Source organism: Burkholderia sp. AU33545 (assembly GCF_020419685.1).
GTDB lineage: Bacteria > Pseudomonadota > Gammaproteobacteria > Burkholderiales > Burkholderiaceae > Burkholderia > Burkholderia diffusa.
This window is the reverse complement of the sequence record NZ_JAIZRQ010000002.1, coordinates 446156-468899: the sequence shown is the minus strand read 5'-3', so window position 1 is coordinate 468899 and position 22744 is coordinate 446156. Positions and strand designations below refer to the sequence as shown.

The following is a 22744-nucleotide window of genomic DNA, read 5'->3' as shown; positions in this document are numbered from 1 at the left end:
AGACGCGGTCATGAGCCGTCCGTCTCTTCCCACTGGGCGAGAAGCTCCGGCGGAATGGCCTTGACGACATCGACATAGCGCTTTCCGACGAACTGTTCCGCGCGCCTGAGCAGCACCGGGATGGGACTGCTTGGTTCGTTCGTTTCGAACCAATGACGTGCCGTGTAGATCAGCGTCAGGGCTGCCTGCCGGTCCGTCGGTGCAAGATTGGGACGCGCAGCAATGGCAGCCGAGGTCGGGGCGGCTGGCTGTTCGCTATCCTGACATGCCGGTGAGGGCGCTGCTTCTGCGAGTACCGGCAGCGCATTCGCGTCGCCGTCCTCGTGTTCGTCCGCCGGCAAGATGTCCGGCCGCGCTTCGACCTGAGGATCGGTAGTTCGAAAGAGACGGAGCAGGCGAATCAACGGGGAAAAATCCGGCAGATACGTCTCGAGGTGCGTCGTGCACCACGAATCGATAGCCGATAAGCTCGAGATCGTATCGTCGAAGGCCTGCATTGTCGAAGGTTGCTGTTCCCGCAGGGTTCGCAACTGCAGGGCGACCGAATCAGGCGCGAGCGCGTCGACCGGGCGCGGATGCGCGAACGCGCGCTCGACGTCACGAACCTGCAACCGGGTGGCAGTCGATCGCGTCAATACGATTTCCCGCACATCCGCCAGCAACCCTTCCGGATCGGTCAGCGCCTGCAGTGCGTTCATTCGCATCTCAAGCGCTGCGTGGCGATCGTTGTCGGCGTCGGCCTGGGGATGGACATGATCCGGAAACGCATGCAACCAGGCCGCCAGTAGCCGCGTTCCTTCCGAAAGGCCTGCCACACCACCCAGGCGTGTGCGGCAGCGCGTATGCAGCACGGCAACGCGCATGTCCTTCGTGCGCGTCATCAACCTACGGCAGTCTCGCTCGATCTCGCTCCAGTTGAGCGGGTCCGGCGAACCGACGAATGTGCCGTATTGCACATCCTGTCTGGGTGCGATACCGGCAAACAGCACCACGAAATCGTGATCGTATTCGAGATCCGGCCCGCACGGATCCGTACCGTTCAACGGCCCCAGCCAGTCGTCGTGCGGTGCATCTGCGATGGGTGTAAGGCTAGGTTTGCTTGGGGCGGGAGACGATTTCTTGCTCATGGTCGATGTTTGGAGACAGTGTCGCGACGATTGAAAAGGCGTGCATGGCGTTCGGGCTCGAAGCGCATGCCGGTGATCGGCCGGTCGGTCGCCGGACTGCCCAGCCACCCGGACCAGCCCATCCGCTGCCGGCCGCCCATCACAGCTGGCGGCGCGCTCTCAGGCTTGATGCGAAGCTCCAGTTCCCATTCGAGCTCGTGCCCGACGAATGCCCGAACCCACTCGACGAGACGCGGCAGGTCTTCGCCTTGCGGCGTGAAGCGCAGGTATGCATCCAGATCGACAGGGCCGATCACGACGCGGAACCGGTGCTGACGGTCCGGAGCGACACGCCCGAGAACTGCGCCCTGGCCCATCGTCGCGGCGGCGCCCGGATACCCGATGCGCCCGCAGTCTGCAGGAGCGATTTCGATCCAGTGAAAGACGTTTTCCTCTAGGGCGACCGGGACGCCGAAGTAGTGTTCGAGCGTGGTGCGCAGCCCGTCCGGATTGCGCGATTCTCGAACGAGGTGGGCCGAGGCGGCCAGGCGTGCGTGCGATGGAAGCGGGCGTTGGTTGATTTCGCCGACCGCCTGCCCGGCCAGGCTTGCGATATAGAACGAGAACCGCTCGTCATGTTTTCGGTCGAGGCCGGCGGCTGCCTGTGCGGAAGCCCACGCCCGATAGAACAGGGTGAAGAACCGGTGATGGAAGATGTCGAAGAAGTCGACCGTGGTCGTGTCGTGGCGACTGCTTTCCCGGTCCTTCGCGATCTCGGTAACGTGGATTGGCAATGGACCGTGGGGTCCCAGCATGCCGAGGCCGAACAGCCGTATCTTGAGTCGCCCGGCCGCTTCGTGCGCGCTCGCGATTTCACACGGTGGGAAGGCCAGGCTCGGCTGTTGGCCCAGTCTGAACGGTTCTGCCTGTGGCCGGCGCGCGGTACCGACTGGATCGATCGCCGGGTTTGCGCCGATCCGCCGCAATAACGACAGGAACCCGAAGCGCCAGGGTTCGGCTTGCAGGGATTCGAGCAATTCGGGCGACAGTGCGTTGTCGCGTAACAAGGCGGGAAGTGTGGCGCGCGTCATCACAGGGCTCCGCGTGTGCCCGTGCGCGCTGGCCAGCGCGCGATCCTGCCGCGTTGCATCGAGTGCAGCTCCGTTTGCGTGAAGCTGTTGATCGACACGTGCCGCGCGAGCCAATGCTCGAGGATCACACCGAAGAGATAGGGGCTCACGCCCGAGAAACCTGTTTCGTCGACCGTCAGCGCGCATTCGATGCCGCGTCCGAAAGTCATCGGGCCGGTTCCCGGCAGCTTGCGTGTCACGGGGCGCGTTTTCGCGCCGACGAGGCTCTCGACCTGGCGGCCCTGTCCGGCGTCACCGTCCACGAGATACAGGCGCAGCAGATCGCGCAGGCCTTGTCCGCCCTCCCGGTGACCCAGCGCTTCGAGCGGCAGATAGTTGAAGTTCAGATGGCGAATCAGGCGCCATGCCATATCCCGTTCGGCATAAGGCGGCAACGGTGCGCTCGGCGGGCGAATGAGGCCGATGCTGTCGACCGGCGCGGACTGGGCCGTCTCCAGGTCGTGCACGCCGTTGCGCGGTACGAGCGTGGCGAGATCGCGGTTCGTCACCAGTGCCTCGACCGACAGGAAGCGGATGTCTTCGCCGTACGGCGCCTCGGTCTGGTCGACGAGCGAGAGAAATACCTCCGTACCGACGTAAGGCGTGCGCGTACCGTAGCGGCGTGCCGAATCGGACAGCAGGCGTCGCTCGCGCCGCACCGAAAAATAACGGCCGTGGTTGCCTTCGTCGTTGTTCAGCGTCTGATAGAGCGGCCGGAACTCGAGTTCGGAGGACGTTGCAGCGACCTGACCGTACACGGTGCGGACCGAGAACACTTCGTAGTCGAGCGGCGTGAGTCTCGCCGGCACCAGATGGAATTCGGTGTCGCGCGGCGAGATCTCGACCCGATCGGTATGCTTGGAGAACAGATTGATGACGGGGGTGCAGAAGAGCGCGAAGCGCGACGTATCGACGAGATTGGCGAGTGACCCTGGCGCCCGGTCGAGCAGTACGACGATCTCGACTTCCCGGCCATCGATGCGCGAGAAACCTTCGGCAAGGCCGTTCAACGCAAAGAACCAGAATCGCGCGGGGCAGGCAAAGTATTCATGCAGCAGGTTGTGCCCGTGGAACTCGGCCCAGTTGAGCGGCAACAGGCTTTGATCGGTGCGCAGTCCTTCGTGTTCGATCGCATTGTCGGTGACGGCCGCGAGTGGCCGGCCGGGTGTACCGAATTCGCCGGGCGCGCCGATCACGGAGGCAATGCCGCCCGCGTGCAGCAATTCGAACAGATGCGATGCTACCTGCTCGTCGCCCGCCAGATACACCGGAAGCCGGTCGAGTCCTTTCAGGTCGGCGATCCGCATGTTTCCCGTGGTCGCGAGCCTGATCCGCAGCGCCCCGCGCACTTGCTTATCGGGCAGGCTATATCGCTCCAGCGCCGGGATGTCCGGTGGAATGCCCGTCAGCCGCGCTTCGGTAATCGTGAGGGGCCACAGCATGACGTCCTGTCCGCTCGTGAACTGACATGCCGTGCGTTCTCCATCGGCAACCTGAGCGGTGAACGAGGTCCCGCGCGCCAGGCGATAGCCGTTGACCAGATTGCCCTCGGACTGTCCGGGGTACAGGCGTGCGATCGAGATCGACGGGGTCGGCGCGACGTAGTTCGGGTAGATGACCTCGAGCAGCCGCTCCGTGAAACGCGGAAACTCGGCATCGAGCTTGATCTGCATACGTGCAGCCATGAAGCTGAACGATTCGATCAGGCGCTCGACATAAGGGTCCGCCACATCGCCGGCCTGCATGCCGAGCCGGCGCGCGATCTTCGGATGCGCATGCGCGAACTCGGTGGCGAGCTCGCGCATGTAAATGAGTTCCTGGTTGTAGTAGTCGAGCAGTCGCGGGTCCATCGGAGAGGCCTCGTTGTGGTCGTTGTATGCGCCGTGCTCAGCCGGCGCGCATGCCCGTGATGCGGATTTCGCTCGTTTCGAGATCCAGCGAGCTTTGCACCATGAATTCGAGCGGATAAGGATCCATGTGAATCAGGCCACGCACTTCGAAGGCGAGCACGTTGTGATGTTCGCCTGCGGAGTCCGCATCGGCGTTGGTGCGGGGCGATACCACCAGCGAATCCGGAATCAGGCGCGGCTCGAAATCGCGGATGGCGCGGCTGATCATGGATTCGACGTCGTTCCACTGGCGCGATGCGATAAAGGTGCCGGCGAGCGGCGGTACGCCGAAATTCACGGTCGACGCAGCCGCTTGCGGATGGCGAGCGCGATCGATCCGGTCTTCGATGCTCGTCGTGTTGAGCAGATAGGCGAGATCGCGCTGCACGATGTCGCGCATCTGCTTGCGCGTCACGGTGTATTCCTCGGGGGCTTCGGTCTGTCGATGCGGTGCATCGTCGCGCAGGCGGTCGAGCAGGGTCGGCATCAGATGCGAGCTGGCTCGCCGCGGCGTACGTGCGGTTGGGGCGTTGGCTCCCGGTTGGCGTTTCCGGCGCTCAGTCATGGGCCTGATCCGCTTCGATTGCGAAAGGTGTGGCGCGCGAGCCGAATTCGGCGTGTGTCAGTTCGAACAGGCTGAAGTCACCCAGGTCGGTCGTCCAGGTTTTCTGCCCGAGCGCGACGACACCCGTGCGGCCGATGTCGTGCCAGATGGTTTCGCGCCCAAGGCGCACGGCGTCGCGGCAGGACTCCGAACCAGGATACCGGGCCGGCATGAAGCCGTGGATGACGCTGCCGTCGACGAGCGTGAGTGCGCAAGGCGCCCAGACCAGATCGACCGGTTGCGTCGGTTGCGACACGCGCCATGCCTTCAGGTCGGCGAACGGCACCCAGCGATAGTGTCCGGCCGTGATGACTTCGCAGACCGGGCCGAAACGGGAATCGCTGTCTGCGATCCATGCGGCTCGGCCTTGCGGCGCGACGAGCGGAGCGTCCGACACAGCCCGGAATGCCGCATCACGGATGGTGTCGGCCTGCTCGACCCGTCCGTCGGTAGCGTGGCGGATCGCGTCTAGCAGTGCATCGATCCAGGGCGGCGCCGCAAGGACGACACCCGGGCGTTCCCGGCCCGCGAGCACCTTCGCCCGCCACCGTTCGGCACGGATCAGGTCGCGATACATCTGCGCGGTTCGGGCCTGTCCCGGATCGAGCGTTGCCCATACCTGCAGTTGCTGGATCGCACGCGACCATTCGCCGACGATGCACAGCAGCTGGAACAGCGCCCAGCGATGAGGCGCGGTCGTCGGTTGCGAGCGGATGCGTGTCTCGATGCGTGTGATCTGGTCGATGAGGGGGACGTCGTCCGCGCGATGCGTGGAGCGGGGATCGGTGGTGGTGAATCCGGTCATGGTTGGTCTTTGCGCAAGGGCGCGGTCAATGGACTGTCCACGGACAGCGCATGGTGCTCGCGCCGGGAAAGCGGCGGAGGCGGTGAGGGCGCACGGCGCGCGGACGCGGCACGAAATTCGGGCGGCGCGAAGAGCTGCAGGATCTCCGGAACGGATTCGCCGCCGGTCACCAGTTCCACGTGTCCGTCCAGACGACCAAAGGCATCGTCGATCGTGCGATGACCGGACAGGAGCGTCTCGATCGAATCCGAATGCCCGGTTTTTTCGTAGGCATGGGCGTCGTGCGGGTGATCCGGGGCGACCTGGCGCGGAAGCGTGTCGTCGACCGATGGGGCCCATGCCGATGCGAGCGGCGTGCCGGGGTCGGTCAGTGCGCGCCAGTACTGCGCATGAAGCGCGTCGATCAGCGCGTCGGTGTTGCCGGCGTCGATGCCGACCGTGTCCGCTGCGGTACGCGCGCAGGCTGCAGCACCGTCCCGGGTGCCGATACCGAGGTGGCCGAGCATGTCGTCGTCTGCGTGCGTGGGACCTAAGACGCCGTCCAGCGGCAACGTGTCGACAACGAGCCGCGAGAGCGCGTCCTTCGGCGAGGGCGCGATGAGCGACGTGTTCGGCTGACGACGCCAGGGCAGGCGAAGGAATCGCATGAGTGTGTTCGATAGTGAAATATCTGAAAATCAAGTGCGAGTATCGATGAATCTTTCATCTCAAAAAAGCACCTTGTCAGGCGGGCATCTGAAGATCGGCGGCGGCGTGATTGTTAAAAAGTGCAACGGTTAAATAAAAACATTTTTTATAATCAATGAGGTGGCGTTGTTTTTTTACATTTCGGTTGGCTGATATTCGGAATTTATCTCGAAATAACAATGGCTTGTGAGTGATGCGATCGGCGGGGTTGCGCGAAGGTTGGGCGCTCGGTTGAAGTGATTCGTCGTGAACTTGGTGTGGCTGATATAAGACATTTCCTAATTCGTGATTTTGTGTTTGTTGGGTTGGTTAATTAATTGACTTAATTGTTGTTCCGTGTTGATAATGCGGCTCCTGATTCGAGTGGTCGTCATTTTCGAACCGGAGAGAGAAGTGTGTTTCGAACGTTCGATGTTTCGTCTGTCATGGAGTCCATGAAGGACTCCTGATTGGTGTGACGGATTCGTTTGAAATGCGCTAACAAACAGAACAAGACCACCATGAACATTTCACGCCAGATTTTGTTCGGCAAGCTCGGGGTCGAGCTTTACCGAGGAATCGAGTCGGCAACGAGTTTCTGCAAATTGCGCGGGAATCCGTTCGTCGAGCTCGTCCACTGGCTGCACCAACTGCTTCAGCAGCCGGATGGCGACCTGCAGCGGGTCGTGCGCCATGCGGAGATTGATCGCGATGCGCTCGAGCGCGATCTTGCGCGGGCGCTATCGGCGTTGCCGGCTGGCGCGAGTTCGATCAGCGATTTCTCCTGGCATATCGAAACGGCCATCGAACGAGGCTGGGTGCTGGCGACCCTCGGTCATGGCGATCGTCGCGTGCGCGGTGCATGGCTTGTCGCGGCGCTTGTGTCGACGCCCGAACTGCGACGCGTGCTTCTCGCGATTTCCCCGGAATTTGGCAAGATTCCAGTGGAAGATCTTGGCGACGTGCTTCCCGCTTGGATCGATGGGTCGCCGGAGGCAGCCGAAGGGCCGTACGATCATAGTGAACTGTCGCCGGCCCTGCCGGGCGAGACTTCGGGTGCCGTGTCGGGCGCGTCGAAGCGTAATTCACTCGAACAGTATTGCCTGGATCTCACCGCGCGAGCCCGCGCCGGCGAAATCGATCCCGTCATCGGCCGCGAGCTCGAGATCCGCACCATGATCGACGTGTTGCTGCGCCGGCGGCAGAACAATCCGCTGGTCACCGGTGAGGCCGGCGTCGGCAAGACGGCTGTGGTGGAAGGGCTGGCGCGTGCGATCGCATCGGGCAACGTGCCGCCGAATCTCGCGGACGTACGCTTGCTGAGCCTCGATGTCGGCGCACTTCTAGCGGGGGCGAGCATGAAGGGGGAGTTCGAGGCTCGCCTGAAGGGGGTGCTTGAGGCTGCGGCAAGATCGGCGGCGCCGATCATTCTTTTCGTCGATGAAATCCACACGCTGGTCGGCGCGGGCGGGCAGGCCGGAACGGGCGATGCCGCGAACCTCCTGAAGCCGGCCCTTGCGCGCGGCACGATTCGCACGATCGGCGCGACGACCTGGGCCGAATACAAGCGGCATATCGAGAAGGATCCGGCGCTGACGCGGCGCTTTCAGGTATTGCAGGTCTCGGAGCCGTCCGAGGCTGCCGCGACCGACATGGTTCGCGGGCTCGTGCCGACGTTCTCGTCGCATCACGGCGTCATCGTTCGCGACGAAGCAATTCGTGCCGCAGTGGCGCTGTCGCATCGCTATATTCCGTCCCGTCAGTTGCCCGACAAGGCGATCAGCCTGCTCGACACTGCATGTGCACGCGTTGCGCTGTCGCAGCACGCGACGCCCCGCGAACTGGACGAAGTGCGGCAGCGCTTGGCAGCCGCGCACGCCGAAGAGGCTTTGCTGGTGCAGGAGGCCCGAATCGGTCTCGATGCGGACAAGGCATTGAGCCGCGTGCGCGCGCGCATCGCCGTTCTGGCGATGGAAGAAGCGGCGATCGCGGATCGCTGGCGCGAACAGGTGGCAGCCGCACAGGCGTTGCTCGCCGGACGTGAAGCCGCGATCGCGGACGCAGAAGATCCACCGGTATCGGTCGACCAGCTGCGGGAACTCGAGCGGACGCTGGCCGCCATGCAGGGCGATGTACCGCTGGTCTTTCCCGAGGTCGGCGAGTCCGTCGTGGCCGAAATCGTTTCGGACTGGACCGGTATTCCGGTCGGACGCATGGTCACTGACGAGATTGTCGCGGTACGCCGCTTGCCGGAAACGCTGGGCGCGCGCGTGATCGGGCAACGCGATGCGCTGCACCTGATCGGCGAACGCGTGCAGACCGCACGCTCGGGGCTGACCGATCCGAAGAAGCCGCTGGGTGTGTTCCTGCTTGCCGGCCCGTCAGGCGTAGGCAAGACCGAGACCGCGCTGGCGCTCGCCGAGGCGCTGTACGGCGGCGAACAGAACCTGATCACGATCAACATGAGCGAGTATCAGGAATCGCATACGGTGTCGGGCCTGAAAGGCGCGCCGCCCGGCTATGTCGGCTACGGTGAAGGTGGCGTGTTGACCGAAGCGGTGCGTCGTCGCCCCTACGCGGTCGTGCTGCTCGACGAGATCGAGAAGGCGCACCGCGACGTGCACGAAATGTTCTTCCAGGTGTTCGACAAGGGATACATGGAGGACGGCGACGGCCGTCATATCGATTTCCGCAATACCACCATCCTGCTGACGAGTAACGTCGGCGCCGACCTGAGCGCAAGCCTGTGCGCGGATCCGGCGCTGTCGCCGGATCTCGATGGCCTGCGGGCCGCGCTTGCCCCGGAATTGCTGAGGGTATTTCCGGCGGCGTTCATGGGGCGTGTGACGGTCGTGCCGTACCGGCCGCTTGCCGACCACGCGCTCGCCAGTATCGTTTGCCTGCATCTGGATCGCGTCGTGAAACGCATGGCGGACAGCCACGACATCGCGCTTGCCTACGACGACGCGGTCGTGAGCTACATCGTCGGTCGCTGCCAGGTTCAGGAGACTGGCGCGCGCGTGCTCATCGGCTTTATCGAGCAGCACGTGCTGCCGCGCCTTTCCGCGCTCTGGCTCGATGCGTTCGCATCGCGGGCGCCGCTCGCGGGCATCGCGATCGGCGTGACCGATTCCTCCGCGCCGCCGGCCCTGGCGCTGTCGATAGAGGCAACCACTTCTCATCTTGTCGAGCCGTGCCGTTGAGCTCGACATCCGTCAACCACTGTCAGGAGACTGTTCATGTCCGCTAGCAGTTCGCAGAAGTTCATCGCGCGCAACCGTGCGCCGCGCGTGCAGATCGAGTACGACGTCGAAGTGTATGGCTCGGAGAAAAAAATCGAGCTTCCGTTCGTAATGGGCGTGCTCGCCGACCTGTCCGGCAAGCATCCGGTCGAACCGCTGCCCGCGGTGTCGGACCGTCAGTTCCTGGAAATCGATATCGATAACTTCGATGAGCGGATGAAGGCGATCCGGCCGCGTGTTGCATTCGCCGTGCCGAATACGCTGACGGGCGAAGGCCAGATGATGGTCGACATGACCTTCGAAAGCATGGAGGACTTCTCGCCGGCCGCGATCGCCGACAAAGTGGAGCCGCTGCGCCGGCTGCTTCAGGCGCGTACGCAACTGGCGAACCTGCAGACATACATGGACGGCAAGTCGGGGGCGGAGGCGCTCGTCACCCAGTTGCTGCAGGACCCGGCACTACTGAAGTCGCTGGCTGCGGCGCCGCGGCCCGAGCGGCACGAAGAAGGCGCGGCCGATTTGGGCGACGCGAGCTGACCGACCAACTGATCGAGGATGACCATCATGGCAAAACAGCAAGCACAGGCCGTCGAGGCCCAGGCGACCACCCAGTCTGACTTTACGCAACTGCTGGAGCGGGAATTCCGTCCGAAGACGGACCAGGCCCGCGCGGCGGTCGAACATGCGGTGCAGACGCTCGCGGAGCAGGCGCTCGCGCAATCGATCACGATCAGTGACGACGCCTACAAGAGCATCGCGGCCATCATCGCGCAGATCGATCACAAGCTTTCCGAGCAGATCAACCTGATCCTGCATCACGGTGACTACCAGGCGCTCGAATCCGCGTGGCGCGGCCTGAACCACCTCGTGTCGAACACCGAGACGGACGAGCATCTGAAGATCCGCGTGATGGATGTCTCGAAGACCGAGCTGCATCGCTCGATGCGTCGCTACAAGGGGCAGGCGTGGGACCAGAGCCCGCTCTTCAAGCAGATCTACGAGCAGGAATACGGCCAGCTCGGCGGCGAGCCTTACGGGTGCATCGTGGCCGACTACTACTTCGACCATACGCCGCCGGACGTCGATCTGCTCGGCTCGATTGCGAAGGTGGCGGCGGCCGCGCACACGCCGTTCGTGACCGGTGCGGCCCCGTCGGTGCTGCAGATGGAGTCCTGGCAGGAACTGGCCAACCCGCGCGATCTGACCAAGATCTTCACGCAGAACCTCGAATACACCGCGTGGAATTCGCTGCGCAATACCGAGGATGCGCGCTACATCGGCCTCGCGATGCCGCGCTTCCTGGCGCGCCTGCCATATGGCGCGAAGACCAATCCGGTCGACCAGTTCGATTTCGAGGAAGACACGAACGGCTCGAACCACAGCCGCTACGGCTGGGCCAACGCGGCCTATGCGATGGGCGTCAACATCAACCGCTCCTTCAAGCAATACGGTTGGTGCTCGCTGATCCGCGGCGTCGAATCGGGCGGCACGGTCGAGAACCTGCCGTGCCACACGTTCCCGACGGACGACGGCGGGATTGACATGAAGTGCCCGACCGAGATCGCGATTTCGGATCGTCGCGAGGCCGAGCTGTCGAGGAACGGCTTCATTCCGCTCGTGCATCGCAAGAACACCGGTCACGCGACCTTCATTGGCGCCCAGTCACTGCAGAAACCGGCCGAGTATCACGATCGCGACGCAACCGCGAATGCCAACCTATCCGCACGTTTGCCGTATTTGTTCGCGTGCTCGCGCTTCGCGCATTACCTGAAGTGCATCGTGCGCGACAAGATAGGCGCATTCAAGGAGCGCGAGGACATGCAGCGTTGGCTCAACGAATGGATCATGCATTACGTTGACGCCGATCCCGCGAACTCGTCGCAGGACACGAAGGCGCGCCGGCCGCTTGCGGCGGCGGAGGTGCTCGTCGAGGACGTGGAAGGCAATCCCGGCTACTACCAGGCGAAGTTCTTCCTGCGCCCGCACTTCCAGCTTGAAGGGCTGACAGTTTCGCTTCGACTCGTGACGAAGCTGCCGTCGATCAAGGAAGCCGCCTAACCAATCAGTGGGTCCCGCAGGGCCGGGTAGCGGGATGCTTCGCACCCGATGATCGGCCAGTTCTCAATCGTTTAATAAAAGGAGTACTACGCATGGCACAGGACATTTTTCTGAAGATCGACGGCATCAACGGCGAATCGCTCGATGACAAGCACAAGGACGAAATCGAGATCCTGAACTGGGACTGGGAAATCCAGCAGGAATCGTCGATGCATTCGGGTAGTGGCGGCGGCGCGGGCAAGGCGACCGTCAAGGATCTCACGTTCGAACACAACATCGACCGTGCGAGCCCCAACCTGATGAAGTACGCGCTGACGGGAAAGCACATCGACCAGGCCGTGCTGGTGATGCGCAAGGCGGGCGGCCACCCGCTCGAATACCTGAAGCTCACGATGAGCGACGTGATCGTCACGCGCGTGAAGCCGTCCGGCAGCAAGGCAGGTGAAGAGAAGAGCCGCGAGACGGTGTCGCTGTCGTTCTCGAAGGTCAAGCAGGAGTATGTCGTGCAGAACGCGCAGGGCGGCAGCGGCGGTGCCGTCACGGCGAGCTTCGACATCAAGGGCAACAAGGAAGCGTAAGTGCGGGGCGCCGCGCGTGGCCGAGAAGTCGTGTTCTCCGCGCGCGGCGCGTTTCGCGCTTCATCGAGGGGAATTCTGCATGCGTTCGATTCTGACTGCCGCTTCGCTCGCCGGTGTCGTGCTGCTCTCGGCCTGTGCGAGCGGCGAACCGAAGCCGAAGGAGCCGGTTCGGCTCGAACTGGCCGTCAAGGCGGCATCCGACGTCAATCCGGATGATCGCGGGCGCGCAGCGCCGATCGTGATACGCATCTATGAGCTGAAGAACGACAACGCATTCGCGGCGGCGGATTTCTTCACGCTGGAGAACCAGGAGAAGACCGTACTGGCCGACGACGTCGTCAAGCGCGACGAGTTCCAGTTGCGGCCTGGAGAGCATCGGAAAGTCGTGCGGCGGCCCGCTCCGGAAACGACCGCCATCGGCGTGATCGCGGCTTATCGCGATTTGCCGAACGCGGTGTGGCGGTCGGTCTACACGATGCCCGCTGCGCCTGACAAGGCGTGGTACCGCTTCACACCCAAGGTGAAGCTGACTGTCGATCTAGAGGCCAGGGCCGTCAAGATCGAGGAAGCGAAGAAGCAATGAAACACGTCGCGCAACACAACGGACGAAATGTATGAGCTGGTACGCCAAGGTCGCCTGGCAGGAAGGGTTGTTTTTCAGACCACAACTGTTCCAGCAACAGGAACGCTACTTCGAGAAGTACGCACACATGCGTGCGGCGCCGCTGTCGCCATTCTTCTTCGGCTTCGCGCATTACGGGCTTGATCTGGAGTCACTCGCGCTTGGGAAAGTGATCGTCAAGTCGGCCGCAGGCGTGTTCGCCGACGGCACGCCGTTCGATGCGCCGGGGAATACCCCGCTACCGCCACCGTTGACGATCCGCCCGGAACACCTCGACCAGGTGATCTATCTGGCGGTGCCGGTGCGCTTGCCGAACTGCGAGGAAACGACGTTCGAAAACACTGCGGATTCGATGGCGCGCTATCAGGTATTCGACACCGAGCTGCGCGACTCGAATTCGGTCGGACTGGCACCCGAGTCCGTGCAGTTGTCGAACCTGCGGCTGCGACTCGTACCGGAGAAGGAACTGGGCGATGCATGGATCGGCCTTGCGCTGACGTGCGTGAAGACCATCCGCGCGGACGGGAGCATCGAACTGGACGACACGATTGTGCCGCCGGTGTCCGGATACGGCGCGAGCGATTTGCTGACGAGCTGGATCACGAAGATCCACGATCTGGCCCACCTGCGCGCGAATGCGCTGTCGCAGCGGCTGGCCGGCACCGATGACACGACTGCGAGTGCGGCGACGGTTACGGATTACCTGCTGTTGCAGATCCTGAACCGATACGAGCCATTGCTGCAGCATATGCTGCGCGTGCCTACCACGTCGCCTGCCGATGTTTACACGCTGCTGATCGCGATGGCCGGGGAGCTTTCGACGCATCTGCGCACGAATACGCGCCGCCCGCTCGATACGCATCCGCCTTATCGGCATACGACACCGCATCTTTGCCTGAAGCCGGTGGTCGACGACACGCATCGGCTGCTCAATGCCGTGCTGGTGCGCAGTGCGCAGAGCATCGCACTCGAGGATCGGGGCCACGGCATGCGCAATGCGGTGGTCGATCCGGTGGATATGCAGGGCTTCGCTTCGCTGGTGCTGGCCGTGCATGCGGCGATGCCGCCCGATGCGCTGCGGCAGCAGTTTCTCGCGCAGGCGAAGGCGGGGCCCTCGGAAAAGCTGCCGAGCCTGGTGCGCAGTCATTTGCCGGGTATCGGCATGCAGGTCCTTCCGGTGCCGCCGCGACAGATTCCGTTCAACGCTGGATACATCTATTACGAGTTGATGCAGGGCGGGGCGCTGTGGGAGGAGGTGGTGCGCCATGGTGGGATCGCGCTGCACGTAGCCGGCGACTTCCCGTCGCTCGAGCTTGAGCTGTGGGGGGTTCGCGCGTGAATACCGAAAGTTCCTCCCGGAATTGTGGAATCGCGATCAGCGACGTATCGCCATGAGCAATCAATCTACCGGAACGAGTCCGTCGGAGAGCGGAACGAAACCTGATTCCATCAATCGGGAATCGAATGCGTCCAGCGGGTCGGGTATTCCTTTCCGAGAACGCCTGATTGCCGTCGAACGGGCGACGAATCCGTTGCGCGAAGCGGCATGGCCGCTTCTTCGAGCACTCGCCGAGATGCCGAATCATCTCGACGCGGGTGAAACATTCGTACTGCACGACCTGCTCACGCAGGAGGTGCGTACCTTCCAGAAGCTGTGCGAGCAGGCCAATGTTCGACGCGATCATGTGATCGGGGCCCGGTATTGCCTTTGCACGGCGCTCGACGAGGCCGCGGGACGAACCGAGTGGGGGAAAGAGGGCTCGTTCGGCATCCAGTGGATCAAGGCCGGGCTCGCCACGACGTTCCACGAGGATCGCGATGGCGGAGACAAGGTTTATCTGTTGATCGCCCGATTGCTCAATGAGCCAGGGGAGCATCTGCCACTCCTGGAAGTCATCTACGAGATGCTCAGTCTCGGCTTCGAGGGACGTTACCGGCACGAAACGAACGGAACGCGCAAGCACGAAGTGATTCGTCAGCGGCTCTATAACGAAATCACCATGCGGCGCGGATCGGCGCCCGCGAAGCTGTCGCCGCATTGGCAGTCGGACGCGAAGGGCAAGCGGCTGTCTTTTCACGATTTCCCGGTGTGGATCAGTGTTGCGTTCCTGTCGGTCATCCTGCTCGCCATCTTTGGCTGGTTCAAGTACGAGTTGATGAGCCGGAGCGCTTCGGTGCAGAAGCAGATTGCCGAGATCGGTCGAATGACGCCGCCGCCGGCACCACCGAAATTGCACCTGAAGCAGCTCCTGAAGGACGAGATTGCGGCGGGCACGGTTGGCGTTGACGAAGATGCACGTTACAGCGCGGTGACGTTCCGTGGAGATGCGATGTTCCAGCCCGGAAGCGTCGCGATCAAGAGTTCGATAGCACCGCTCGTTGCGAAGATTGCCAGTGAAATCGTGAAGGTGCCTGGCAAGGTTACCGTGCTCGGCTACACGGACAACGTGCCGATACGCAGCCGCCAGTTCCCTTCAAACGAGGCGCTGTCGGAGGAGCGGGCAACGCAGGTCATGCAGATGTTGCAGTCGGCTGGCGTCCCCCCTGGTCGCCTTGAAGTGGTCGGCAAGGGCGATGCCGATCCGATCGGTGACAACGGTACAGCCCAGGGGCGCGCGCAGAACCGGCGCGTCGAGATCGTCGTCGCGCAATAACGCGGGGCCCGCTTCCGGAAACGTATATGAAGAAGTTTCGCTTGTTTCTCGCATCCCGGCAGTTTCTCGGGTTTCTCGCGCTGATCGTTGCGGCGCTGGTCATCTGGTTCGTCGGGCCATTCTTTTCGTTTGGCGGCCTCAAGCCGCTTGCCGGTGCAGGCATGCGTGTGCTGCTGATCAGTCTGCTGCTCGTAGGGGTATTGCTTTGGCTCGCGGATCGGTCGACGCGCATTGTGTTTGTTGCACTGTCCTGCCTGCTGATCTGGTACGTGTCGCCCTTGCTGTCATTCGGCCGGACCTCGCCGTTTGAGCCAGCTGCCGTACGGCTCGCGGCGATTGCAGTGGTGGTGACCGTCTTCGTTGTCTACCGGATGTTCCGGCTCTGGCAGCGCGCGCAGGAAGACGAGGAATTCCTGAAGAAGATGCTGCACTTCGGCCGCAAGAAGGCGCAGTCACCCGCCGCGCGACGGCTGCAGAAGGTCGACGCCATTGTCACGAGTGCGATCGCGCGATTGAAATCGATGCGCACCGGCGCAAGAGGGCCGGGAAAGCTGTTTCAGGGAAAGCGTTACCTCTACGAGCTGCCGTGGTACATCTCGCTGGGCTCCAACGGTTCCGGTAAGACGAGTGCGTTGCTCAATGGCGGGTTGTCGTTCCCGATAGCAGAACAGATGCAACGTGCGGTCGCGGCGTCGGCCGGCGACGCGAATGCCGTGGATTGGTGGTTCACCAATGAAGCGGTGCTGATCGATACGACCGGTTACTACACGCGTCACGGTACATCGCCGGCCACGGAGCTGGACGCTCCGATTGATCTGCCGGATCCACGGGTGGTCAAGGACGGTGACGGGACAAAAACGGCCGGAGAAGGCAACGCATCGACCGTGCACGCCGCTGCAGGGGCTGCGTCGAGCGGAAATGTCTTTCAGTTTCGAAACGATACGCGCGAATGGCGCGAATCGCTCGACCGCGCTGAATGGCTGGGCTTTCTCGGTATATTGCGCAGGCATCGGCCTCGTGCCCCCATCAACGGTGCGCTGCTGACCATCGAGCTGACCACGCTGGCGCGCGCGGACGAGCAGGCGCGTATTGCCGAAGCGTCCGCGCTGCGGGCGCGTCTGGCTGAATTGCGCCAGGAGCTGGGGATCCGCTTCCCCGTCTACCTGCTGGTGACCAAGATGGATCGCCTGACGGGATTTCCCGAGTATTTCGGTGCGTTGACGGCCGAGAGCCGTGGGCAGGCATGGGGTTTTACGCTTCCGCAGAGCAATGGGGCAATTGCGAAGGAAGGTTTGCGCGCGCGTTGTCGTGATGAATTGACTCAACTGGCCGATCAGTTGTCGAGCACGGCTCATACGCGCCTTCAGGATGAAGACGAGGCCAGGAAAAATCGCCAGCTCATTCTGTTGCCGAAGGAGTTTTCGGCGCTGATCGAGCCGCTGGTCGACCTGATCGATCGTGTGTTTCTTGATTCGCGCTATGACAGCACGCAGCTTCATTCGAGCCTTCGCGGCGTCTATTTCACCAGTGCGCAGCAGGCGGGCAGCGCGGTCGTCGCCGAGCGCGACACGATCGTTCAACGTCTTGCACCTAAACGGTGGCAAGGCGGATCTGGTAAAGGCGACGGCAATTGGAGCTTCTTCCTGCATGATGTGCTGACTCGCGTCGTGTTTCCCGAAGCGCATCTCGTCAGTCCCAACCTGCGGTGGGAATACCGCTATCGGTTGCTGCGCCTGATCGGTCATGCGCTTGCCTTGCTGTTGTTCGTCTGGCTCGCGCTCGGCCTGCGCGTGAGCTTCGGTCACAACAGCGACTATCTCGACGTAATTGGGCGCAAGGTAACGGCGCTGGCGACGCGCGTCACGCAGTTCTACAAGGAACCGAAGCCCGCAGCCGTACCCGATGTGCTGACCGAAGCGCACTATTTGCCCACGGTTCCCAATCTGGATTTGTCGAGCCCAGTCAGCACCTGGCGCTATGGCCTCTATACGCCTCCGGAGATCGTGAAGGAAAGCGGTCGCACGTACGACGCGCTGGAGGACAATCTGCTGCTGCCGCAGATCGTGCGACGTATGGAAGACGTGATGTCCGGAGCGATTGCCGGCAAGGATGCGAAGACGGTTTACGACGCGCTGCGCGTGTATCTGATGCTGTACGACCGGGACAAGTACAACGCTGCCGATATCAAGGCATGGGTGCTGGATGATTGGGCGCGAACGGACAGCGCGGCAGTGTTCGGTGGCCGCGCCTCGATGATCGATCATGTCCAGCGGCTTTTCTCGGGCGACCGCGTCGTCCAGTCGCCGCTCATTCGCAACGATGCGCTGATTCAGCAGACCCGGGCGTTTCTCGACGGCAGCAACGCGACGGATCGCCTGTACCAGCGGGCAAAAGTAGCCATGCTGAAGGCGGCGCCGGACGAGTTCACCTTGCTTCGCGCGGTCGGCCCGCAGGCCGGCACGGTGTTCACCCGGGCAAGCGGGCAGCCGCTTTCGCGCGGCGTGCCGGGCCTGTTCACGTTCGACGGTTACCGGAACCTGTTCGCCAAGCGGTTGCCGGAATTCGTGCAGCTCGCCCGCGACGACGACGCCTGGGTCATGGGGCGTTCGTACCTGGGCGAGGCTCAAAAAAAAACGGCTGAGATCGTGAGCAATGCGATCGGGGCGGACGATGCGCTGACGGATGCAGTTCGCCGTGAGTATCTGGCCGAATATGCGCAGCAATGGGATGCGTTTCTCAACGACATCCGGACCGTGAGCGGCACGAGCCTCGCATTCGATCTGCAGGTGCTGCGCAGATTTGCGGCACCGGACTCGCCGCTTGTCCGGCTTACGCGGGCGGCCGTGCGCGAAACCACGCTCGCACAAGTCGTTTCCGGTCAGGATGGATCGTTGCTGCAGAAGGCAGCTGATCAGATTGGTCAGAAAGCGGACAAGTCGCTCGGCATTCGCGCGTCCGAGCGTGTGGAACGCGAGCTGGTCGACACGCATTTCGCCGCGTTGCGCGAGGTGGTGACCGGCAGCGCCGAGACGGGAGCAGGCACGCAAGCAACGGCCGCCCAGGCCGGCAAGTCGGGCCTCGACGAGGTTACGAACCTGCTGAACGATTACTACACGGCGCTGACTATTTCCGACAACGCGTTGTCGAACAACAGCATGCCGCCGGCAAACGATACGTCGGCAAAACTCAAGATGTCGGCGGATACGATGCCGGCGCCGTTTCGTGCGGTGCTGCTCCAGCTTGCCGCCAGCGGCTCGCGCGAAGTCAATCAGGGCATCGGGCAACTGCTCTCGCGCCAGATGCAGGCGTTGGTCGGGGATACCTGCCGGCTTGCCATCGAAGGCAATTATCCGTTCTCTCCGAACAGCAAGCGCGACGTCAGTATCGGCGACTTCACGCGGGTCTTCGCACAAGGCGGCGTCATCGACGACTTCTTCGTGAAAACGCTGGCACCGTTCGTGGATACGTCGACCAAGCCTTGGCGCTATCGAACGCTGCCGGGGGCGACGGAGCCGGTGCAGGGGCCGGACCTGGAACCGTTCGAGCACGCGAAGGCGATTCGCGATACGTTTTTCAATGATCCCGGCCGTAAGCAACTGACGTGGAAGGCCGACATCCGGATTCCCGAGCTCGATCCGACCATTACGAGCCTGTCGCTCGACATCGACGGTCAGACGACGCTTTACCGACATGGTCCGGTTGCGCCGTTCACGGTGTCGTGGCCGGGGCCGCGCGGTGGGGTGCATACCGAAATCACGGTCAGCCCGCGGATTCATCCCGACACGTCGACGATTGCGGCGGACGGCCCGTGGGCACTGATGCGGCTTCTGCAGAAAGGGCAGGTCGTCGAAGCGGCAACGGCCGGCCGTACCCGCATCGCGCTCGATTTCGATGGCCGCAAGGCGGTGCTCGACGTCACGAGCGCCGGGAGCGTCGCGAATCCGCTGACCAGCAATGTCCTCACGACATTCCGGTGTCCCACGACGATGCCGTTGTTCAACCTGGTGGACAGCGGCCCGCCGGCCGGATTGCCGCGCGGCGCCGTTCCGGTTCCGTCGCTCGACGCATCACATTGACCAGGACGGGAGGAATGGCGCAATTGCTTGAACATTGGGAAAACCGTGCCGGCGCACAGACATCGTCGATCGCCGTGCGCCTCAGGGCAGCGGAGCAGGCCGTCAATCCGTTACTCGAAGCGGCGCGTACGCTGTTGCAAGCTTTGGCGGATATGCCTGATCGGCTCGATGCCGACGGTATCGCATGGCGACGCCAGTGGCTGGAATCAGAACTGAGGGTGTTTGCGCGCGTGTGCGGCGAGCTTCGGCTTCGGCCCGAGCATGTCAGGTGCGCGAGCTATTGCCTGTGTTCGGCGCACGACGAAGCTGCCATGCAGACGAATTGGGGAGCGGGGCAAACCGGCGGCTTCGACTGGCAGACAAGCGGTCTGGCGGTAGCGCTGGGACACGATCGCCAGGGTGGGGACCGCGTGTTCCGGCTGATCGAAGACGCGCTGCGCAATCCTCGCGAACACCTCGATCTGATCGAGGTGTTTCAGGCCGTGCTCAATCTGGGCTTTCAGGGGCGTTATCGTTTCGTGAGCGGCGGCCGGCAGCAGCTTCAGGCCATTCACGAGCGCATACATGATGTGGTGGTCACAGGCGGACTATGTGCGGATCGCGACGTGGTGCCTGTTCGGTCGGCAAGACTGCCGGTCGAGCCTCGGATCCGCTCCCGCCCCTTCGTGCGCCGGTCCCGCAGGTGGATCGTCGGCGGACTTGTCGGGGCATTGCTACTTGGGGCCGGGGGATATGCGGCAGTGGAGCGTTGGACGCGCAGTATGCGCGAGCAGCGCGGCGCGTTCGCACTCGATGCGCTGGCAAGGCAACTCGAAGACCGGCTCAGGGATGAAATCGCTGCAGGGAATGTAGAGTTGATCCGCGATGCTGGAAAAAGTGCAATGACGATCCGATTCGGAGGGATGTTTGTATCCGGTGATTCAACCGTAGCCCCGTGGGGCGCATCCATCGTGGCGCTGGCCGGTCGGGAAATTGCCGGATTGATTGGCAATGCGAACGTACTGGTGGAAGGATACGCGGACAACTCGCGAGTCAGTCAGTCGCGTCGGGGATCGAATCAGGCTCTTTCAGAGGCGCGTGCCCGGCAGGTTGCGCAGATTCTTGTCTCGGCCGGCGTACCCGTGAAGCGTGTCGAAATCGTTGGAAAAGGCGATGCGGATCCTTTGGCGGACAACGGCACGGCTCAGGGGCGAGCCAGAAACCGTCGCATCGAGGTGACGGTGTCTGATTGATTCGTTATGGCAATCGGAATCGTCTGAATCGAGACGCATGCGCCGCGAACGCATTTGTTTGGCCAAACGTATTCGGGGTGTTTTTTGAGATGTTCACTGCGGCTAACATCTGACGGATTGCTGACGAACATCGCATCGAATCGCTAACCCGGAAGTACGAACTGCTTACGTCATGGATCCTCGTCTTCTTGCTGCGTACAACCAGGAGCTGCTCTATTTCAAGGAACTCGCGGCGGAGTTTGCCGACATGTACCCGAAGGTTGCGCGTCGGTTGGGTATGCAGTCGGGTGAGATCGGCGACCCCTATGTCGAGCGCCTGATTCAGTCGGCGAGTTTCGCGGCCGCGCGAATGCAGATCAGGATCGATGCGCGGTTTCCGGAATTTTCCGAGCGTCTGCTTGAAACCGTCTATCCGAATTTCATGGCGCCGACGCCATCGATGTCGGTCGCACGATTGCTTCCCGATCCCAGGGAGGGCGACCTGACAAACGGCTTTGTGGTCCGACGCGGTGCCCGGTTTGTGGGCGAGGTTCCGGATGGAGAACAAACACCCTGTGTGTTTACATCCAGCCAGGATGTCGCGCTTTACCCTCTCGAGATTGTCGATGCGAAGTTGACGGGCATTCCACCCGATATCCCGATGTTGCAGCGTTGGGTGCCAGCCGACAAACGGGTAAAGGCGGCGCTGCGCTTGCGCGTCCGCACGAGCAACCAGCGCAACATGGCGGAATTGACAGGACTCGATCGCTTGCCCGTGTACCTGTCCGGCGAAGCGTCGATCGCTTCGAAGCTGTTCGAATTGATCCATGCGGCAGGGATCGCAACGATCACGGGCGCGCCGGGTGAGTTCGGTACGTCGGGTGCGTCGTTCCACGCCGTCCGTGAAGGTGCAGTCGTACATGAAGGGCTGGAGCCGGGGCAGGGCCTGCTGCCGCTGACCTCACCCAGGTTCCACGGGCATAACCTGCTTCATGAGTTTTTCTCTTGTCCGGCTCGCTTTCACTTCTTTACGTTGACGAATCTGAAGAGAGGGCTGGCCGCGGTTCGTGGGCGCGAAGCCGAAATCGTCGTGCTGCTCGATCAAACGGGGGGCGAGTTGGCGAATCATGTCAATGCTCGATGCTTCGCGCTTTTCTGTACGCCGGTCATCAATCTTTTCCCGCACGCCGCCGACTCGATCGAGCTGCCATCCGGCAACGCGGAAGTGTTGTTGCGTCCGGTCCCGCTGAATCCGATGGACTACGAGGTGTTTTCGATTGATCGCTTTTACGCGAAGCTCGATGAGGACGCGGAGAGGCAGGAATTCATGCCGCGCGATGCGATGTTGCCGCGGGACGAGGGCGGACATGGGCGGTATTACAGAATCAGGCGCGAGCAATTCGTGCGGTCGAATACCGTGAGGCGCTATGGCACGCTTACGCCGCATTCAAGTACCGAATGCTACGTGTCGCTCGTCGACGAGGACGATCGACCGTATCCCGAGCGCATGAGCTGTGCGGCTGCCCATGTGTGGTTGACCAACGGCGATCTGCCGACTCTCTTCCATCGCCGTGGCGGACGTAGGCTGACGCCGGACATTTCGATGCCGATTGAACACGCTGCGCTTGTCCATCCACCGTCACCTCCACGGCCTCCGCTGGCGCAAAGTGACGTCGCGTGGGATTTGATCCGGCAACTGGGCTTCGACGGTCAGGCGTTGATGGATGCGCCTGCTGACGATGCGGCCCGCAGCTTGCGTCAGGCACTGAGCCTGTTCGTGTCTCCCGATAACACGCGTCAGCTACGCCAGATCGACAGTCTCGTCGGTATCAAGATCGGCGCCATCACCAGGAATTTGCCGGGCAATGGCCCACTCCGATTCGGCCGTGGCCTGGCCGTCGAGCTCACTGTCGACGAACGCGAGTTCGATGGCGTGAGTCCATATTTGTTCGGCTTGATTCTGGACCACTACCTGGCGCGATGTGTATCGGGACATTCGTTTATCCAGACGAGCCTCGTTTCCTTGCAGCGTGGTGCTGTCATGCGGTGGCCGGTGCGCATGGGAATGCGTGGCGTCGCGTGAACAGCGGTGCTATTTCAACT

17 protein-coding genes are annotated in these 22744 nt (G+C 62.5%); 11 read left to right on the top strand and 6 right to left on the bottom strand.

Annotated features, from left to right (window positions below):
* Positions 1–8: 8 nt before the first annotated feature.
* The 6 genes from LGM71_RS07955 to LGM71_RS07930 are packed head-to-tail and all read right to left on the bottom strand — an operon-like array spanning position 9 to position 6181.
* Positions 9–1127 carry an ImpA family type VI secretion system protein gene (locus tag LGM71_RS07955; protein WP_226114560.1) on the bottom strand — a complete coding sequence of 373 codons (1119 nt, stop codon included), beginning with the start codon at positions 1125–1127 and terminating at the stop codon, positions 9–11.
* Complete coding sequence (gene tssG / locus LGM71_RS07950) at positions 1124–2197, bottom strand: type VI secretion system baseplate subunit TssG (protein WP_226114559.1); 1074 nt, start codon at positions 2195–2197, stop codon at positions 1124–1126. Before tssG ends, LGM71_RS07955 begins: the two co-directional genes overlap by 4 nt.
* Positions 2197–4086, bottom strand: a complete 1890-nt coding sequence (tssF, locus tag LGM71_RS07945) for a type VI secretion system baseplate subunit TssF (RefSeq protein WP_226114558.1) — start codon at positions 4084–4086, stop codon at positions 2197–2199. The genes tssG and tssF (LGM71_RS07945) overlap by 1 nt, the downstream gene beginning before the upstream one ends.
* A 37-nt stretch (positions 4087–4123) precedes the next feature.
* Positions 4124–4690 (bottom strand): type VI secretion system baseplate subunit TssE, encoded by a 567-nt coding sequence (tssE, locus tag LGM71_RS07940; RefSeq protein ID WP_226114557.1) that lies wholly within the window; start codon positions 4688–4690, stop codon positions 4124–4126.
* Positions 4683–5534: a type VI secretion system accessory protein TagJ gene (locus LGM71_RS07935; protein ID WP_226114556.1), complete on the bottom strand. Its 852-nt coding sequence runs from the start codon at positions 5532–5534 to the stop codon at positions 4683–4685. The genes tssE and LGM71_RS07935 overlap by 8 nt, the downstream gene beginning before the upstream one ends.
* Positions 5531–6181 carry a TagK domain-containing protein gene (locus LGM71_RS07930; protein ID WP_226114555.1) on the bottom strand — a complete coding sequence of 217 codons (651 nt, stop codon included), beginning with the start codon at positions 6179–6181 and terminating at the stop codon, positions 5531–5533. Before LGM71_RS07930 ends, LGM71_RS07935 begins: the two co-directional genes overlap by 4 nt.
* On the opposite strand from LGM71_RS07930, the gene LGM71_RS33145 reads away from it, so the two are divergent.
* The 11 genes from LGM71_RS33145 (at position 6180) to tssF (LGM71_RS07880) (ending at position 22724) form a co-directional block, all read left to right on the top strand.
* Positions 6180–6314 carry a hypothetical protein gene (locus tag LGM71_RS33145; protein ID WP_264160402.1) on the top strand — a complete coding sequence of 45 codons (135 nt, stop codon included), beginning with the start codon at positions 6180–6182 and terminating at the stop codon, positions 6312–6314. The two genes, LGM71_RS07930 and LGM71_RS33145, sit on opposite strands and share 2 nt — an antisense overlap.
* Before the next feature lie 407 nt (positions 6315–6721).
* Complete coding sequence (gene tssH, locus LGM71_RS07925) at positions 6722–9403, top strand: type VI secretion system ATPase TssH (RefSeq protein ID WP_226114554.1); 2682 nt, start codon at positions 6722–6724, stop codon at positions 9401–9403.
* Between the two features lie 36 nt (positions 9404–9439).
* A complete protein-coding gene (gene tssB / locus LGM71_RS07920; protein WP_226114553.1) occupies positions 9440–9979 on the top strand; it encodes a type VI secretion system contractile sheath small subunit in 540 nt (179 codons plus the stop codon).
* 27 nt (positions 9980–10006) lie between these two features.
* Positions 10007–11500, top strand: a complete 1494-nt coding sequence (gene tssC / locus LGM71_RS07915; RefSeq protein WP_226114552.1) for a type VI secretion system contractile sheath large subunit — start codon at positions 10007–10009, stop codon at positions 11498–11500.
* Between the two features lie 92 nt (positions 11501–11592).
* Positions 11593–12078, top strand: coding sequence for an Hcp family type VI secretion system effector (locus tag LGM71_RS07910; RefSeq protein ID WP_226114551.1), 486 nt, complete (start codon positions 11593–11595; stop codon positions 12076–12078).
* A 79-nt stretch (positions 12079–12157) separates the two neighbouring features.
* Positions 12158–12661: a type VI secretion system lipoprotein TssJ gene (gene tssJ / locus LGM71_RS07905; protein ID WP_226114550.1), complete on the top strand. Its 504-nt coding sequence runs from the start codon at positions 12158–12160 to the stop codon at positions 12659–12661.
* Between the two features lie 31 nt (positions 12662–12692).
* A complete protein-coding gene (tssK, locus tag LGM71_RS07900; RefSeq protein ID WP_226114549.1) occupies positions 12693–14039 on the top strand; it encodes a type VI secretion system baseplate subunit TssK in 1347 nt (448 codons plus the stop codon).
* A 52-nt stretch (positions 14040–14091) separates the two neighbouring features.
* Positions 14092–15354, top strand: coding sequence for a type VI secretion system protein TssL, long form (gene tssL, locus LGM71_RS07895; RefSeq protein WP_226114548.1), 1263 nt, complete (start codon positions 14092–14094; stop codon positions 15352–15354).
* Between the two features lie 26 nt (positions 15355–15380).
* Positions 15381–19430: a type VI secretion system membrane subunit TssM gene (gene tssM / locus LGM71_RS07890; RefSeq protein WP_226114547.1), complete on the top strand. Its 4050-nt coding sequence runs from the start codon at positions 15381–15383 to the stop codon at positions 19428–19430.
* Positions 19431–19444: 14 nt separating this feature from the next.
* Positions 19445–20662 (top strand): type IVB secretion system protein IcmH/DotU, encoded by a 1218-nt coding sequence (icmH, locus tag LGM71_RS07885; RefSeq protein WP_226114546.1) that lies wholly within the window; start codon positions 19445–19447, stop codon positions 20660–20662.
* Positions 20663–20834: 172 nt separating this feature from the next.
* Complete coding sequence (tssF, locus tag LGM71_RS07880; protein ID WP_226114545.1) at positions 20835–22724, top strand: type VI secretion system baseplate subunit TssF; 1890 nt, start codon at positions 20835–20837, stop codon at positions 22722–22724.
* Positions 22725–22744: the final 20 nt, after the last annotated feature.